The sequence below is a fragment of the Pseudomonas sp. 14P5.3.2 genome (assembly GCF_057799175.1).
Genome location: NZ_JBYOKU010000022.1, coordinates 38,252 through 53,905, shown reverse-complemented (window position 1 = coordinate 53,905; position 15,654 = coordinate 38,252). Strand labels below are relative to the sequence as shown.

The following is a 15,654-nucleotide window of genomic DNA, read 5'->3' as shown; positions in this document are numbered from 1 at the left end:
ATGGACATCAATCTCAGTGACTTGCACTTCCTGCGCCCACTGTGGCTGCTGCTCGCGCTGTGCGCTGCGCTGCTGCCGCCGATCTGGCGGCGCGGCCGCGACCTGCAGCGACGGCTGCGCGGCAATATCGCCGAACACCTGCTGCCACATCTGCTGGTCACTCCGCAGGACCGGCAGCGCCTGCGCCCGGTGCACTGGCTGTGCGCGATGTTGGTACTCGGCGCCATCGCTGCCGCCGGCCCCACCTGGGAGCAGGATCGCCCGGACTTTCTGGAGAACCGCGCCCCCCTGATCGTCGCCGTGGACCTGTCGCCATCGATGGATGCCCGTGACGTACCACCGACGCGCCTGGAAGCGGCCAAACACAAACTGCACGACCTGATCCAGCGTCGCGCCGGCGCTCGCACGGCGCTGATTGCCTATGCCGGCAGCGCACACCTGGTGTTGCCGCCGACCGACGATCCGGCGCTGCTCGACACCTTCATTCAAGCGCTGGGCACCGGGTTGATCGACAAACCCGGCAAGGACGTCGGCGCCGTCATCGAGCAGGCCCGGCGCCTGCTCAGCGCCGAGCAAACCCCGGGCAGCCTGCTGCTGATCACCGACGGTGCCGACACTGCGCAACTCGATGGCCTCGACAAGCTATTGAAAGGCAGCCAATTGCAGGTGTTGGTATTGGCGGTCGGCAACGAGGATGGCGGCATCATTCAGGGCGCCAACGGCCAGCCGGCAGTCGACAGCAACGGGCGTCCGCTGCTCGGCCATTTCGATCCGGCGGCACTCAAGCAATTGGCCGCCGCTGTCGACGCGCCGCTGGGCAGTCTCACCCTCGACGACGATGATCTGGACTGGATCGAATTGCACGCCCAACAACATTTCCAGAGTGCCAGCGCCGAACAGCAGCAATTGCACTGGAAGGACGCCGGTTACTGGCTGTGCTGGCCGCTACTCTTGCTGGCGCTGGTGGGTGTGCGCAGGGGCTGGAGCATCAACTGGGTGCCGGCGCTGGTGCTGGCCGCGGGCCTTGGCTGGCCGGCCGCACCGGTACAGGCCAGTGCACTGACCGATGCGTTTTTCACCCGCGATCAACAAGGGCGCTGGGCCGTCGAGCATGAGCATTGGCCGCAGGCGGCGGCGCTGTTTGTCGATCCGTACTGGAAAGGCGTGGCGGCCTATCACGCGGCGGACTATGACCTTGCACTGGCGACGTTCGCTCGACTGGACACGCCGCAAGCGTGGTTCTACCAGGGCAACATTTACGTGCGCCGCTTCAAGTTCGATCAGGCGATTGCCGCTTACACCCAGGCCTTGCAGCGGCAACCGCAGTTCCCCGAAGCCACGGCCAATCTGGCGCTGGCTCAGGCCTTGCTCAAGGACACCGACAGCGCCGAAAAGAACGCCCCCGAGACCAAACCGAACGAGGTGAAATTCGACAAGGCACCGGGCAAGGGCCAGAGCAAAAAGGTCGAGACCGAGCAGGCGACCTCCGATGCATTGTGGTTGCAGAACCTGACAACTTCGCCGGCGAATTTTCTCAAGCAGAAGTTCAGTTTGCAGGATCAATCGGGGGCCAAACCATGAACCGGGTTGCGGCCATCGCGAGCAGGCTCACTCCTGCAGGGGATTTGTGTGCGCCGAAAATCTTCTGTAGGAGTGAGCCTGCTCGCGATGGCGCCCACCTGATCACCGCAACCCTGCTGACCCTGCTCACCAGTTGCCTTTTCACAATCCAGGCCTCTGCCGCCGAACCCCAACTGAAAATCCAGGCCCACCTGCAACCCGCCGAAGGCGCCATGGTCGGCGGTCTGGTCGAGCTGCAAGTCGACGTGCTCACCGACACCTGGTTCACCCGCGCCGCCACCCTGCCCGAGCTGAAACTCGACGGTGCTCTGGTAACGCCGCCCGACGGTCAGGCCCAACACCTGAATCAGACCATCGACGGGCAATCCTTCAGCGGCTTGCGCTACAGCTATCTGATCACCCCGAATGTCGCACGCAGCTTCGACATTCCGGCGTTGACGGTCAGCGCGACACCGGGTCAGGCCACTACAGCGCTCAGCGCACAAAGTCAGCCTCTGCACTTCAGCGCCGTCCAGCCACCCGGTTTCGAACCCGGAGAAACGCCGCTGGTGGCCAGCGGGCTGCGCTTCAGCCAAACCGTGAGCAACTCGGCAACGCCCTTGAAAATCGGCGACAGCATCACCCGCCAACTGATCCTGGAGGCCGATGGCGCACTGGCGATGGCGCTGCCGGTTCCGCCATTGAGTGACGTAGCCGGTCTGAGTCGTTATCTGAAGACGCCACAAGTCATCCGCCTGGATGACGGTCGCGGCAACGTTCTCGGTGGTCAGCGGATCGACGCCGCCACCTACCGCATCGACAAGCCTGGCGCTTACACCCTGCCCGCCATCGAGGTGAAATGGTGGGATGTCAAAGCGCAGCAAATTCGCACCACGCAGGTGCCGGTCGTAACGTTCGAGGCCGTTGCCGGCAGCGCCCCCAAACCGGTGTTTTCAGTGACCGAAGATCTCAAGCAACTCAACCACAACAACCTGCATTTTTCCACGCGCTGGCTGCTGTGGCTGGCACTGCTCGCGGTCTGTATTGGCACGGGTTATTGGCTGCGTCCGGCGCTGATGCGCGCCCGGCGCCAATGGCAGGCGCGCAAGCAGGCGCGGCGACTGGCCTGGGAGCAATCGCCCGACTTCGCCTGGCAACAGATCAACCCGCAACTGCAAGCTCATCCGACGCAGTTGAGCGCGCTGTACCTGTGGCTGCGCCGCAGTCGGCTGGGGCTGCAACTGGTGAGTGCCGGGCCGCGCCTGCAAGGCCTGTTGCGCGGACTTTACGGACGTGATCCGCAGACTGCACAAACACTTGATCAACTGCGTGAATCGTTGACTACGCTTCACAGTCAGGCCGAACAAAAGGCGCACAAACCGGCGTCGGCCCTGCGCCCGCTCAACCCCGTTCATGAAAGGGATTTCCCATGACCAACCCGCCGCCGCAGCGTCAACGTTTCAGCCTTGCGCTGTTATTTGCGCTGGCATTGCCACTGCTGGCCCAGGCCAGCGAGCCACTGCCGTCATGGAATGACGGCCCGGCGAAGCAAAACATCATCGCGTTCGTGCAAGCGGTGACCGATCAGCACAGCAAGGACTTCGTCAAACCCGCCGAGCGTATCGCGGTGTTCGACAACGACGGCACCCTGTGGAGCGAGCAGCCGATGTATTTCGAGTTGCTGTTCGCCCTCGACGAGGTCAAGCGCAATTCGCCGCAGCACCCGGAATGGAAAACCACCCAGCCATTCAAAGCCGTGCTGGAAAATGATCATAAGGCCCTGGCCGCCGCCGGCATGGACGGGATTATCAAGATCTTCGGCGCCACCCACACCGGCATGACCACCGAGGCTTTCGACGACTACGCCAAGACCTGGCTGAGCCAGGCGCGGCATCCGAAAACCGGCAAGCCCTACACCGAAATGATCTTCCAGCCGATGCTGGAAATGCTCGACTACCTGCGCAGCCAGGACTTCAAGACCTACATCGTTTCCGGCGGCGACACCGCGTTCATGCGCGCTTTTGCCGAAAAGGTCTACGGCATCCCGCCGGAACAGGTGATCGGCACCACGTTCGTCACCGCGTTCCAGTTCAAGGATGGCAAGGCTTCCATTCTGCGTACGCAAAAACTGGCGCATAACGACGATGGCCCGGGCAAACCGGAGAGCATCGACGCAGTGATCGGCAAGCGCCCGATCCTCGCATTCGGCAACTCCGACGGCGACCTGCAGATGCTGCAGTGGACCGCCGCCGGCCCCGGCAAGCGGTTCATGGGGCTGGTGCATCACACCGACGCCAGACGCGAGTGGGCCTATGACCGAAAATCCGATATCGGGCGGCTCGACAAAGCCCTCGACGAAGCGAATTCCCGTGGCTGGACCGTGGTGGACATGGCGACCGAATGGCGCCGGATCTACCCGTTCGATCCACCGGCAACCGGGCAGGTGCAATAAGAAAAAACGTGATGCAGGACTGCAAGAAACGTAAGTCGCAACAACGACCCCCGCGATAAGGAGCAAGTCAGATGACTCGCATACGCAAGTGGCTACCGAAACTCGCCCTGGTGGCAACCTCGGTGATGGCGCTGTCGGCAACTGCCACAGCGGCTGAGAAACCCAACATTCTCGTAATCTTTGGCGACGACATCGGCCAGACCAACATCAGCGCCTATTCCATGGGCGTGGTTGGCTACAAGACCCCGAACATCGACCGGATTGCCAAAGAAGGCATGATGTTCACCGACTACTACGCGGAGAACAGCTGCACCGCCGGTCGATCCTCGTTCATCACCGGCCAAACGCCACTGCGCACGGGCCTGTCGAAAGTCGGCATTCCGGGTGCACCGGTTGGCCTGCAGAAACGCGACATCACCATCGCTCAGGCGCTCAAGGGCCTGGGCTATGCCACCGGGCAGTTCGGCAAGAACCACTTGGGCGACAAGGATGAATACCTGCCGACCAACCATGGTTTCGACGAATTCTTCGGCAACCTGTATCACCTCAACGCGGAAGAAGAGCCTGAGCGTCCGTATTGGCCGAAAGACGATGCCGAATTCGTCAAGGCCAACACCCCGCGCGGGGTGATTCACAGCTTCGCCGACGGCAAGATCGAAGACACCGGTGCCTTGACCACCAAGCGCATGGAAACCATCGACGACGAAACCACTGCCGCCGCGCAAGCGTTCATCGAGAAACAGGCCAAGGCCGACAAACCGTTTTTCGTCTGGATGAACACCACCCGCATGCACGTGTTCACCCACGTGCGTGATTCGATGAAGGGCCAGAGCGGGATGCCCGGCAACGAATACGCGGACGGCATGCTCGAGCACGACGCCGACGTCGGCAAACTGCTGAAAACCATCGACGACCTGAAAATCGCCGACAACACGATTGTCGTCTACACCACCGACAACGGCCCGAACCAGTTCTCCTGGCCGGACGCGGCGACCACGCCGTTCCGCAACGAGAAGAACTCCAACTGGGAAGGCGCGTATCGCGTTCCGGCCATGATTCGCTGGCCGGGCAAGATCAAACCGGGTGAGGTGTCCAACGAACTGTTCTCGGGTATGGACTGGTTCCCGACCCTGCTCGCCGCTGCCGGCGATGCTGACGTCAAGGAAAAACTGCTCAAGGGCTGGGCGCCGACTTCCGGCGGCACCAACTTCAAAGTGCATCTGGATGGCTTCAATCAGCTGCCCTACCTGACCGGCCAACAGCCTAAAGGCGAGCGCAAGGAGTTCTACTACTTCAACGACGACGGCGTGCTGGTGTCGATGCGCTTCGATAACTGGAAAGTGGTGTTCTGTGAGCAGCGCGAGCCGGGTGGCTTCAGAGTGTGGAGCGAACCGTTCGTATGCCTGCGCGTGCCGAAAATCCTCAACCTGAGGATGGACCCGTACGAACGTGCCGACGTGGTTTCCGATCAGTATTACGACTGGCAGACCAAAAACGTTTACCTGGCGGCGCAAGCGGTGCAGAAGTCAGCAGCGTTCCTGCAGACCTTCATCGAATACCCACCAAGCCAGAAACCGGCCAGCTTCAGCATCGACCAGATCCGTGCTGCAGTTGACGCAAAAATCGCTGAAAAAATGAAAGCGGCACCGGCTGCACAGTAAGACCGTTGCATTGCCGCCCGCCCTCATCGGCGGGCGGCCCTGTTTCCAATCTGGGATCGTATCGGCCCATTCGCGAGCAAGCCCGCTCCCACAGGGATTTTCGCTAAACCCGAGATCCACTGTGGGAGCGGGCTTGCTCGCGAAGAGGCCAGCACCGTCACAGCACTTTCTGAACTGAAATAAGGCAAACCGCATGTCCTCACGTATCGCCAGCAAGCCGTCGGCCATACCCACCACGCAAGCCGCCACCCCGGCGCGGCTGATCCCCGCCCTGCTGTTGTGCCTCTCCGGCGCTGCCGCGCTGGTCTATCAGGTGCTGTGGATCAAGCAGCTGTCGCTGGTGGTCGGCGTCGAGGTCTATGCCATCACTGCCGGCATCAGCGCGTTTTTTGCCGGGCTGGCCATCGGCGGCTGGCTGTTCGGGCGTTGGGCCGATCGCTTGCAGCAACCGGTGTTGCTCTATGCCGGGCTGGAAGTGCTGGTGGCGATACTCGGTGTTGGCGCGACGGTTGCGATGAGCCTGGCGGCGAGTCCATTTGCCTGGCTGCAAGGCCATGTCGGCATTCTCGCCTGGTTATTGCCGTTCACGCTGGTGGGGATTCCGGCGGTGTCGATGGGCGGCACGCTTCCGGTACTGGTGCGCTCGCTGGCGGCTGAACCGGGCAAGGCCGGCGGTCAGCTGTATGCGGCCAACACCCTCGGCGCGATTGTTGGCACCCTGCTCGCCGCGTTCGTGCTGATTGCCACCCTCGGTGTGCGTGGCAGTGCGTTGTTTGCGGCGATGCTCAATCTGCTGGCCGCAACCGGTGCGCTGTGGCTGCAACGTCAGCATCCGATGCCGGTTGCGGCGCCGGTCAAACATCACACCGAGAAAGCCGCAGACCGCACCGCGTTGTGGCTGTACTCCATCGCCGGCGGCGTGGCGTTGGGTTATGAAGTGGTCTGGTCACAGTCGATCGTCCAGTTCATGAGCACCCGCACCTATGCGTTTGCCGTGGTGCTCGCCACTTACCTGACCGGGCTGTTCATCGGCAGCGCCGTGCTCGCCCGTCGCGTCGAGCGCATCCGTGATCCCTGGGGCGTGTTCGGTCTGTTGATTGCCGGTGCCGGGCTGATTGCCTTGCTGGAAATCGCCCTGCTCGGGCGCTGGCTGGTAGGGGCGCAAAGTCAGGCCGAGAGCTGGGTGCTGGCCTTGGGCGCCAGCGAGCTGGCCGGCATGAGCGCACGTTTTGCAGTGGCGGCACTGAGTATCGTATTCGTGCCGACGCTGTTGCTCGGCGCGGCGTTTCCGCTGGCGCTGCGCTTGAGTGTCGGTCGTGAGCGGGTCGGTCGCGATGTCGGTGCCGTGGTCGCGTTCAACACGCTGGGCGGGATTATCGGGGTGATGCTCTGCGGTTTTCTGCTGATTCCGCTGCTGGGGCTGGTGCGCACGCTGGGCTTGCTGGCGATCATTGCTGCCGGCATCGGTTACGTGGCTGTGCGCAAGGGTCATCACGTCAAAAAAGGCCGACGTCAGGCCGTGGTTGCGTTGGGGCTGGTAGCGGTGGCGCTGGCCGTACTGACGCCGGTCGACAAATTTGCCAGCCTTTTGCCGGGTGCGCGTAACGGCACGCTGGCGTTCTATGAAGAAGGCCGTGGCGGCACCGTGGCCGTGGTCGCTCAGGGACGTGGTGAAAATACGTTCCACCGTTTGTACATTCAGGGCGTGTCCAATACCGGCGATGCCATGCCATCGCTGCGCTACATGCGCATCCAGGCGCTGCTACCACTGCTGATCCACAATGGCGAGCCGCGTTCGACGCTGGTGATCGGTTTCGGCACCGGGATCACTGCCGGCGCCATGCTGCGCTATCCGGGGCTGGAACATCGGGTGGTCGCCGAGCTGCTGCCATCGGTGGTCAGGGCAGCCCCCCTGTTCAAAGGCAACTTCAACGCCGCCAGCGATCCCGGCGTCGATGTGCGCTTGCGCGATGGCCGTCAGGAACTGCTGCGCAGCCCGCAAACCTACGACCTGATCACCCTCGAACCGCCCCCGCCGTCGGCGGCCGGTGTGGTCAATCTGTACTCGCGGGACTTCTATCAGTTGGCCGCCAGTCGGTTGGAGCAGCAAGGGATCGTCGCGCAATGGTTACCGTTGCCGACCCAGAACATCGATGACTCGCGCTCATTGGTGCGCAGCTTCCTCGACGTGTTCCCGTATGCCTCGCTGTGGACCAGCGAGTTCCACGAGATGCTGCTGGTCGGTTCGCTGCAGCCGATGGAACTGGACGCGACGAAAATCATCGAGCGCTTCCAGCAGGCCAGCGTACGCAGCACTTTGCAGGATGTCGGGATTGGCTCGGCGCCAGCGTTGCTCGCGACCTGGGTCACCGACCGCGCAGGCCTTGAGCGCTTCGCGGCAAACGCCCCGGCGGTGACTGACGATCAGCCCCGGATCGAATACGCGCCGTGGGTGCGCAGCAAGGAAATCACTCGGGTGTTGCCGGCGCTGCTGGATCTGTATGTGCCGCCGCCACTGGTGAATGCCGATACCGGGTTCACTGAGCGAATGGAGACCCACCGCCAGCGTCTGATGCAGTTCTACCGCGCGAGCCTGCATGCGTATGACGGGGATCGGGATGCCTGGGGGCGGGATATGCGTGAAGTGATGCGGTGGGATGGCGGCAACCCGTACTTCCGTTGGTTTACCGGGCAGTAATGGGGTGCCTGAAAGCCCGCTTTCGCGAGCAAGCCCGCTCCCACAGGAGATCTACAGTGGACACAGGCTGAGTGTCCGGCGCAGATATCAAGGTGGGAGCGGGCTTGCTCGCGAATGGGCCCACGCCTCGCTGGATTATTTGGAGCTGGCCTTGAGCTTCAGGTACATCTGATGCATGTCATTCGCCCAGCCATCAATCACCGGTTTGACGTCGGTGGCCTTCATCGCCTGCGTGTCATTTTCCAGTGGTTTGCCAGTGCCTTTGCGCACCACTTGCGCCACGACCTTGTTGTTGCCGCCATCGAGGAACACCGCTTCGGTGGCCAGGGTGGTTTCCTGATCGCGGATACCGCTGGCGGTGCTGACTGCTGCCGCCACCAGTGCCACCGGGATCACTTCATACGCGTGCAGGCCTTCGGTCTTGCTGCTCACGGCGGTAATCGCCGCCCGCACCACAATCACCCCTGGGCCGGGGCCGTTGGCCAATGGCAGGTCTTTGCTGATTTCACGCTTGAGCGCCTGGTCGTAATAGGAGGTGATGCCGTTGAGGGTCTGCTGCGAAATCTTCGCGGTCGGTTGCGGCTTTGGATAGAGCTGGGTCGGTTCGACGTACACGCTGGTGAACTTGCTGATATCGACCTTCGGATCAATCCAGCGCATCACTTCTGCACCGGAAGGCGATTTGGCCTCCTTGAGCTGGCTGTAGTCCTTGAGAAAGCCGGAATACTCATCGGGAGCGACGGTTTTGCTGGAGCAACCCACCACGCCCAGGGTGGCGATGCAGAGGGTGCCCATCATTACTGCTAGCTTCATGCTGTAACTCCTGTCAGAAGGCCTGAATGTATTGCGTATGGGGGAGTTACAGGTATAGCTAAAACCCCGCCGATTGCGCTGCAAAACCGCAAAATTCACGTAACTTCGGGGGCTGCTTCACAACCGACGTTTGACAGACGCCGGGCATCCGGCAAAGCTGCATCAAGCTTGAATGCACGCCAGCAGGCCAATGCACCTGGACCATGGAAGTCGTAATGCCCAAGCATAAAAATAAAGTCGTACCGCCTGATCTCGATTCGTCCCGACCGTCCCCTTCTCGTTACCTGTTCCCCCTCACCATCGGCGTGCTGCTGGCGGCAGTGGCGGGCATTGGCTGGTTTCTGTTCAGTCCCGCGCCCGCGCCGCAGAAGCCGCCGCTGATCAGCGCACCTGCAGCCGCCGCACCGGTTGCCAGCAAACCGCAGTCACTGGCGCAGAAGCCCGCGACCATGGTCGATGAGCAACAATGCCAGGGCTGTCACACCGAGCAGGTCAAGGACTGGCAAGGCTCGCATCACCAATTGGCGATGCAGGCAGCGAATGCCGAAACCCTGCTCGGCGACTTCAACAACGTCACCTTCAAGACCGAAAACGAGACCACCCGATTCTCGCGCAAGGGCGACGAATTCTGGGTCAACACCCCAGGCATCGACGGCAAGAATGCCGACTTCAAAGTCGCCTACACCTTCGGCATCGCCCCGTTGCAGCAATACCTGATCGAGGTCGGCGAAGGCCGTTTGCAGGCGCTTGGCGTGGCGTGGGATACCGAGAAACACCGCTGGTTTCACCTCTACCCCGGCCAGGGCGTGAACTTCAAGAATCCACTGCACTGGAGCAAACCCAGCCAGAACGCCAACTTCATGTGCGTCGAGTGCCACACCACCGGTTTCAAGCGCAATTTCGATGCGGCCAGCAACACCTTCAACAGTCAGTGGAACAGCCTCGGCGTCGGCTGTCAGGCTTGCCACGGTCCGGCGTCAAATCACCTGGAGTGGACGCAGAAAAAACACGACCTGATCCACAAGGGTTTCGCTGTAGACCTCAAGGACAAGAACGCCACCGTCGAAATCGAGACCTGTGCCCGCTGCCACGCGCGCCGTGCGCCGTTGGGCGATGGCTACACCGTCGGCAAACGGCTGATGGATGACTACCTGCCGAGCACCCTCACCCGCGAACTGTATGCACTGGACGGCAAGATCAAGGATGAAGTGTTCGAGCACGGCTCGTTTCTGCAGAGCAAGATGTTCGACAAGGGCGTGCGTTGCAGCAATTGCCATAACCCGCACAGTACCGAACTCAAGGCACCGGGCAACGCGGTGTGTCTGCAATGCCACAACACCGCTGGCAAGACTTCGGTCGCAGGCGTCGACGGCAAGGGCCTGCAAGCGAAAAACTACGATTCCATCGAACACACCCGCCACACCCTGGGCCAGCCCGGCTCGCAGTGCGTGGATTGCCACATGCCCGGCAAGTTTTACATGGGCAACGACTTCCGCCATGACCACAGCTTCAGCATTCCCGACCCGGAGCGCGCGCAGAAACTCGGTACGCCGGACGCTTGCCTGAGCTGTCACCAGGGCAAGGCCGGCGACAAGGTCACCGCGCAGTTCAAGTTATGGAAGGCTTCCGCCACTGCAGCGCAAGCGCCGCGCTATGACGAAAGTTTGTGGCTGATCCGCAACGGCCAGCCGGGCGCGGCGGACGCTTTGCATGAGCAATTGCAGCGCAGCAATCTGCCGGCGATTCAACGGGCGACGTTGCTGGCCGAACTGCCGCTTTACCCAAGCGATCAGTCCCTGAAGCTGGCGACGCAGGACCTGAAAAATCCCGCGCCGCAGGTACGCGAAAGTGCGGTGCGGGCGATCAGTGCCTTCCTGCCACCTGCGGAGCGCGCAGCGTTGCTGACGCCGATGCTCAATGATCCGGTGAAAGCCGTGCGCATTGTCGCGGCGCGGGATCTGCTCAGCGTTGCGCGCAACAACGGCCTCGGCGCCGCGCAGGACAATTGGGACGCGGCGATTGCCGAGTATGAGGCGGTGCAGAAAAGTCTTGCGGAACGGGCCGAGGCCAACCTGAACCTGGCGATGTTGTATCAAGCCAGTGGCCGCGCTGCCGAGGTCGATGGATTGCTGCGCACCGCACTCAAGCGCGATCCGGACTTCTACCCGGCGCTGGTGACGCTGGTGCAATGGCTGGAGGCCAATGGGCGTGGGCAAGAGGCGCAAACGCTGCTGAACGACAGCCTCAAGGCGCACCCGGAGGCTGCGTTGTTGCAGCACACCCGTGGCCTGTCATTGATCCGCGCCGGCAAGACCGCCGAAGCCATGAGCGCCCTGCACAAAGCCGCGCAACTGGAGCCGCAGAACGCGCAGTACGGTTATGTGCTGGCAGTAGCGTTGCACGACAGTGGCAAGGTAACCGAGGCGTGTGACGAGCTGGAGCGTTTGCTCAAGGCGCAACCGGCGAACCGCAATGCGCGGCTGTCGCTGATCCAGTACTACCTGGAGAACGGCCAGGAGCCGAAGGCGCAGGTGCTGTTGCAGGGGTGGAAGAAGATGAACATGGGTGATCCGGCGCTGAAGTGACCGGTAAGGAATGACGCGGATCCCTTGTGGGAGCGGGCTTGCTCGCGAATGCATTCCCTCAGCCAACATCAAGGGTGACTGATGTACCGCATTCGCGAGCAAGCCCGCTCCCACAGGGTCAGTGATTGGACTCAAACACTGAGTGTTACCAGGAAGACGTCGCCCCACTCTTCAACGCCATCTCGCGCCGGCTGTTGGCGCGCATCGCCTTGATCAGCGACACCGAACCCACCAGCAGAATCGCCGCGCCGAACAGGAAGTCGATGTTGTACAGCTGGAAGTCCTGCACCGGCCCCACCAGCAGCACCCGCACCACGGCAATCGCCACCAGCGTCGCGAGGAAGTCGATCCCCGGCTCGTCGCGATAGAACACGTGCAGCAACGGCAGGCACAGCACCAGCAGCAACAACAGCACCACGACCTTGAACGAGCCTTTACGCTCGACGCTGAACGCGCATTCGTGCGGGCCGTAGGCCTTGTAGTCCTCGTCGCGAATCATCGAGTTTTTCTCGTTGATGTACTCGACGCGGTTGTACTTCTGGATCGGCGTGAAGGTGTTGGACAGGTCCATCAGCGTGGTGATGTTCTTGAAGCGCAGGTCAATGCGCTCGCTGCCCTTGAGGTAATACAGCACCGGTTTGTAGCCGTAGCGATAGGTGTCGAACGGAAAGTCGGTGACCTGGCCCTGCACGCCAATCGGGCGAGGTTCAAGCTCGGCGTAGGCGCTTTTGGTCGGTGAGGCGAGGTTGCGGCTCAGCGGCTGAACCTTGACCTGCTCGAGAAAGATCGGCGTCACACCATACGACCATTGCAACGGTTCCAGGCGCAGGCGCAGTTCGTTGCGGCCCAGATCGTAGCGGTTGAAGGTGCGTTCGGAGACCACCAGCGAGCCACTGAGCATGAACTCGCCGCGCAGGTTGTTGGTGACGCGCAAGGTCAGCTGATCCTTACCCAACAGCGCCGCTTCGGTGGACGGTGGCGCGCCGCACCACGCGGTGCTTTCACCGGCGCCACCCAACTGGCCGTCGCGGTTTTCCTTGAACACATAGAAGTAACTGGCCCACAGCGTCAGCATCAACAGCAACGCCGTGAGGCCCAAAATCTTTTTGCCCGCACTCACTACCCAGACTCCCTTCTTCGTTCCGTCGTCCAGCCGAAAACCCGCTGGCGACGGGGACTCTACCAAAAGGCCAGCATCGACCCAAGGAAAAATCCGGGAATGCTGCGGGATGTAAGGGTTTCCCTTGCTTGTCACCGCAAAACACCTGTGGCGAGGGAGCTTGCTCCCGCTGGGTGGCGAAGCCGCCCCAAACCAGACAACGCGATTTATCTGACGGATCGCATCATGCCTGTTTGGGAGTGCTGCGCACTCCAGCGGGAGCAAGCTCCCTCGCCACAGAGTCTTCAGCGTCTACGGAACAGGGGGCGCGGCTCAATCACCGAGCGGCCGTACAGTACGCTCATGCCGGCTAGGCCCTTCAATGCATCTTCGGCCGATTTGTCCTCGCGCACCGCAAAACTGTCGAACCCGCACTGGCGCATATGGCTGAGCTGATCGCGCAACACATCGCCAATTGCGCGCAACTCGCCGGCCCAGCCAAACCGGCTGCGCAGCAGATACGCCTGACTGTAGGCGCGACCGTCGCGAAAGCTCGGGAAGTCCAGGGCAATCAATGGCAACGAGGCCAGCCACGGCACCACGCTTTCGACTTCATCATCCGGGCTCAGCCACACCGCGTGGGTCGAGGGCGATTGCAGCCAGTGCGCCAGCGGCAGGATCAGCAACCCCGCAGGCCTGCCCTGCTCCGGCTCACGAACCAGCGTCCACGGATCATCCTCGATCAGCCGCGCAACACCTTGTTCCAAGCGCAGCAAATTGTTCATGCCGACACCTCCAGCACTTTCGGGTAGACCCGTTCCTTGAACGGCTCCAGGCCAATGCGCGCCACGGTGTCGACAAACAGTTCCTCGCTTTCGCGGTAACGCACAAAAGTGCCGATGATCCGTTCGATCACCTGTGGCACTTCGGTTGCGCTGAACGACGGGCCGATGACTTTGCCCAGTGCGCTGCGCTTGCCCTGTGCGCCGCCGAGGGTGATCTGGTACCACTCGCTGCCGTTTTTATCGACACCGAGAATGCCGATATTGCCGATGTGGTGGTGGCCGCAGGCGTTCATGCAACCGGAGATGTTCAGGCTGATGTCGCCCAGATCGTGCAGGTAATCGAGGTTGTCGAAACGCGCCTGAATCGCCTGGGCAATCGGGATCGACTTGGCGTTGGCCAGCGCGCAGAAATCGCCACCCGGGCAGGCAATGATGTCGGTCAGCAGGCCGACGTTGGCGCTGCCCAGATTGCGCTCGCAGGCAAGCTGCCAGAGTTCGTACAGGTCAGACTTTCGTACATCGGGCAGGACGATGTTCTGCTCGTGGGCAATGCGAATTTCGCCAAAACCGAAGCGCTCCGACCAGTCGGCCACCGCCAGCATCTGCAACCCGGTGACATCACCAGGCGGCGCGGATAGCCCCGGTTTGGTCGACAGCACCACGCTGGTGTAACCAGGTTTCTTGTGCGGCTGCACGTTGCGCGCGACCCAACGGGCGAACGCCGGGCTTTCGGCCAGACGCGTGCCGAAGTCCAGATCGGTGTCGGTCAGGGTGTGATAGATCGGCGGCACGAACGCTCGGGCGACCCGCTCATACTCGGCCTCGGTCAACTGCGCAGGGCCGTCCTTGAGGTGCTGCCACTCCTCTTCGACTTCCTTGGCGAACGCCTCGATGCCCAGCGCCTTGACCAGAATCTTGATCCGCGCCTTGTATTTGTTGTCGCGCCGGCCATGCCGGTTGTAGACCCGCAGTACCGCCTCGACGTAGGACAGCAGATGCTGCCACGGCAAACCGTCGCGGATCTGCAAACCCAGAATCGGCGTGCGCCCCAACCCGCCACCGACGATCACCCGCAGGAGCATTTGCCCGTCACGCCCCGGGTAAAGATACAGGCCGATGTCATGCATCATGATCGCCGCACGATCATGCTTCGCGGAGCAGATGGCGATCTTGAACTTGCGCGGCAGAAACAGGAATTCCGGGTTGATCGTCGACCATTGGCGGAGGATTTCTGCCAGTGGGCGCGGGTCGATCATCTCGTCCGCCGCGACCCCGGCAAACGCTTCGGTGGTGATGTTGCGCACGCAGTTGCCGGAGGTCTGGATCGCATGCATGTTGACCTGTGCCAGGCGCTCGAGGATGTCCGGTACCTGCGCCAGTTCGATCCAGTTGAATTGCAGGTTCTGCCGTGTGGTGAAGTGGCCGTAACCGCGATCGTAATCGGCGGCGATGCTCGCCAACGTGCGCATCTGTTCGGCACTCAGGGTCCCGTAGGGAATCGCAACCCGCAGCATGTACGCGTGTTTTTGCAGGTACAGGCCGTTTTGCAGGCGCAGCGGCAGGAACTCTTCCTCGCTCAACTCTCCGGCCATGAAGCGCTCGACCTGATCGCGAAACTGCGCAACGCGCTCGAACACCAGTGCGCGGTCGTAATCGTCGTATTGATACATGCAGCAGCCACCTCATCAGGTTTGAACATAAATTCAAAACTGTGGGAGCGGGCTTGCTCGCGAAAGCGGTGTGTCAGGCAACTGACTTGTTGACTGACACACCGCTTTCGCGAGCAAGCCCGCTCCCACAGGATTTTCCCCTGACTATGGACGAGCAGCGCAGCACGCAACAGATTCACCTGAAACGATAAAAACCGTATCAGGGCGCGGCAGATGGCCGCAGGCAGCACTTCAATCTGATCCGTACAAATGAAATATTCCTGAGCCTGTTTTGTTTCCGGTGCTGTTCCTACAGTGCAGCTCGTGCCAGACCGGGTGGCCTGGCAAGACT

The 15,654-nt window shown here is 61.8% G+C and carries 10 protein-coding genes; 6 read left to right on the top strand and 4 right to left on the bottom strand.

Going from position 1 to position 15,654, the window contains the following annotated elements:
• The 5 genes from AC27VU_RS18355 to AC27VU_RS18335 all read left to right on the top strand — a co-directional run bounded on the left by AC27VU_RS18355 (position 1) and on the right by AC27VU_RS18335 (position 8,371).
• The gene (locus tag AC27VU_RS18355) at positions 1-1,581 is read left to right on the top strand and encodes a VWA domain-containing protein (RefSeq protein ID WP_488724607.1); all 1,581 of its coding nucleotides are present in this window, start codon (positions 1-3) and stop codon (positions 1,579-1,581) included.
• Positions 1,578-2,993, top strand: a complete 1,416-nt coding sequence (locus tag AC27VU_RS18350; RefSeq protein WP_488724606.1) for a BatD family protein — start codon at positions 1,578-1,580, stop codon at positions 2,991-2,993. The genes AC27VU_RS18355 and AC27VU_RS18350 overlap by 4 nt, the downstream gene beginning before the upstream one ends.
• Positions 2,990-4,012 (top strand): HAD family hydrolase, encoded by a 1,023-nt coding sequence (locus tag AC27VU_RS18345; protein WP_488724605.1) that lies wholly within the window; start codon positions 2,990-2,992, stop codon positions 4,010-4,012. The genes AC27VU_RS18350 and AC27VU_RS18345 overlap by 4 nt, the downstream gene beginning before the upstream one ends.
• 71 nt (positions 4,013-4,083) lie before the next feature.
• Positions 4,084-5,673 carry an arylsulfatase gene (locus AC27VU_RS18340; RefSeq protein ID WP_262142476.1) on the top strand — a complete coding sequence of 530 codons (1,590 nt, stop codon included), beginning with the start codon at positions 4,084-4,086 and terminating at the stop codon, positions 5,671-5,673.
• 193 nt (positions 5,674-5,866) lie between these two features.
• Positions 5,867-8,371 (top strand): fused MFS/spermidine synthase, encoded by a 2,505-nt coding sequence (locus AC27VU_RS18335; RefSeq protein WP_488724604.1) that lies wholly within the window; start codon positions 5,867-5,869, stop codon positions 8,369-8,371.
• Positions 8,372-8,506: 135 nt separating this feature from the next.
• On the opposite strand, the gene AC27VU_RS18330 is transcribed toward AC27VU_RS18335, so the two are convergent.
• A complete protein-coding gene (locus AC27VU_RS18330; protein ID WP_488724603.1) occupies positions 8,507-9,184 on the bottom strand; it encodes a DUF3313 domain-containing protein in 678 nt (225 codons plus the stop codon).
• A 215-nt stretch (positions 9,185-9,399) separates the two neighbouring features.
• On the opposite strand from AC27VU_RS18330, the gene AC27VU_RS18325 reads away from it, so the two are divergent.
• Positions 9,400-11,769: a tetratricopeptide repeat protein gene (locus AC27VU_RS18325; protein ID WP_488724602.1), complete on the top strand. Its 2,370-nt coding sequence runs from the start codon at positions 9,400-9,402 to the stop codon at positions 11,767-11,769.
• Positions 11,770-11,914: 145 nt separating this feature from the next.
• Here AC27VU_RS18325 and AC27VU_RS18320 read toward each other — a convergent pair whose 3' ends face one another.
• From AC27VU_RS18320 to AC27VU_RS18310, 3 genes are all read right to left on the bottom strand, one after another.
• A complete protein-coding gene (locus tag AC27VU_RS18320; RefSeq protein ID WP_226501365.1) occupies positions 11,915-12,889 on the bottom strand; it encodes a hypothetical protein in 975 nt (324 codons plus the stop codon).
• A gap of 284 nt (positions 12,890-13,173) precedes the next feature.
• Positions 13,174-13,653 (bottom strand): DUF934 domain-containing protein, encoded by a 480-nt coding sequence (locus tag AC27VU_RS18315; RefSeq protein ID WP_201137793.1) that lies wholly within the window; start codon positions 13,651-13,653, stop codon positions 13,174-13,176.
• A complete protein-coding gene (locus AC27VU_RS18310; RefSeq protein ID WP_488724601.1) occupies positions 13,650-15,323 on the bottom strand; it encodes a nitrite/sulfite reductase in 1,674 nt (557 codons plus the stop codon). Before AC27VU_RS18310 ends, AC27VU_RS18315 begins: the two co-directional genes overlap by 4 nt.
• Positions 15,324-15,654 lie beyond the last annotated feature (331 nt).

Excerpts from the sequence above, each read along its gene's own strand:
- AC27VU_RS18325 (WP_488724602.1), top strand. The coding sequence starts at position 9,400 with ATGCCCAAGCATAAAAATAAAGTCGTACCGCCTGATCTCGATTCGTCC.
- AC27VU_RS18355 (WP_488724607.1), top strand. The coding sequence starts at position 1 with ATGGACATCAATCTCAGTGACTTGCACTTCCTGCGCCCACTGTGGCTG.
- AC27VU_RS18335 (WP_488724604.1), top strand. The coding sequence starts at position 5,867 with ATGTCCTCACGTATCGCCAGCAAGCCGTCGGCCATACCCACCACGCAA.
- AC27VU_RS18350 (WP_488724606.1), top strand. The coding sequence starts at position 1,578 with ATGAACCGGGTTGCGGCCATCGCGAGCAGGCTCACTCCTGCAGGGGAT.
- AC27VU_RS18340 (WP_262142476.1), top strand. The coding sequence starts at position 4,084 with ATGACTCGCATACGCAAGTGGCTACCGAAACTCGCCCTGGTGGCAACC.
- AC27VU_RS18310 (WP_488724601.1), bottom strand. The coding sequence starts at position 15,323 with ATGTATCAATACGACGATTACGACCGCGCACTGGTGTTCGAGCGCGTT.
- AC27VU_RS18315 (WP_201137793.1), bottom strand. The coding sequence starts at position 13,653 with ATGAACAATTTGCTGCGCTTGGAACAAGGTGTTGCGCGGCTGATCGAG.
- AC27VU_RS18330 (WP_488724603.1), bottom strand. The coding sequence starts at position 9,184 with ATGAAGCTAGCAGTAATGATGGGCACCCTCTGCATCGCCACCCTGGGC.
- AC27VU_RS18345 (WP_488724605.1), top strand. The coding sequence starts at position 2,990 with ATGACCAACCCGCCGCCGCAGCGTCAACGTTTCAGCCTTGCGCTGTTA.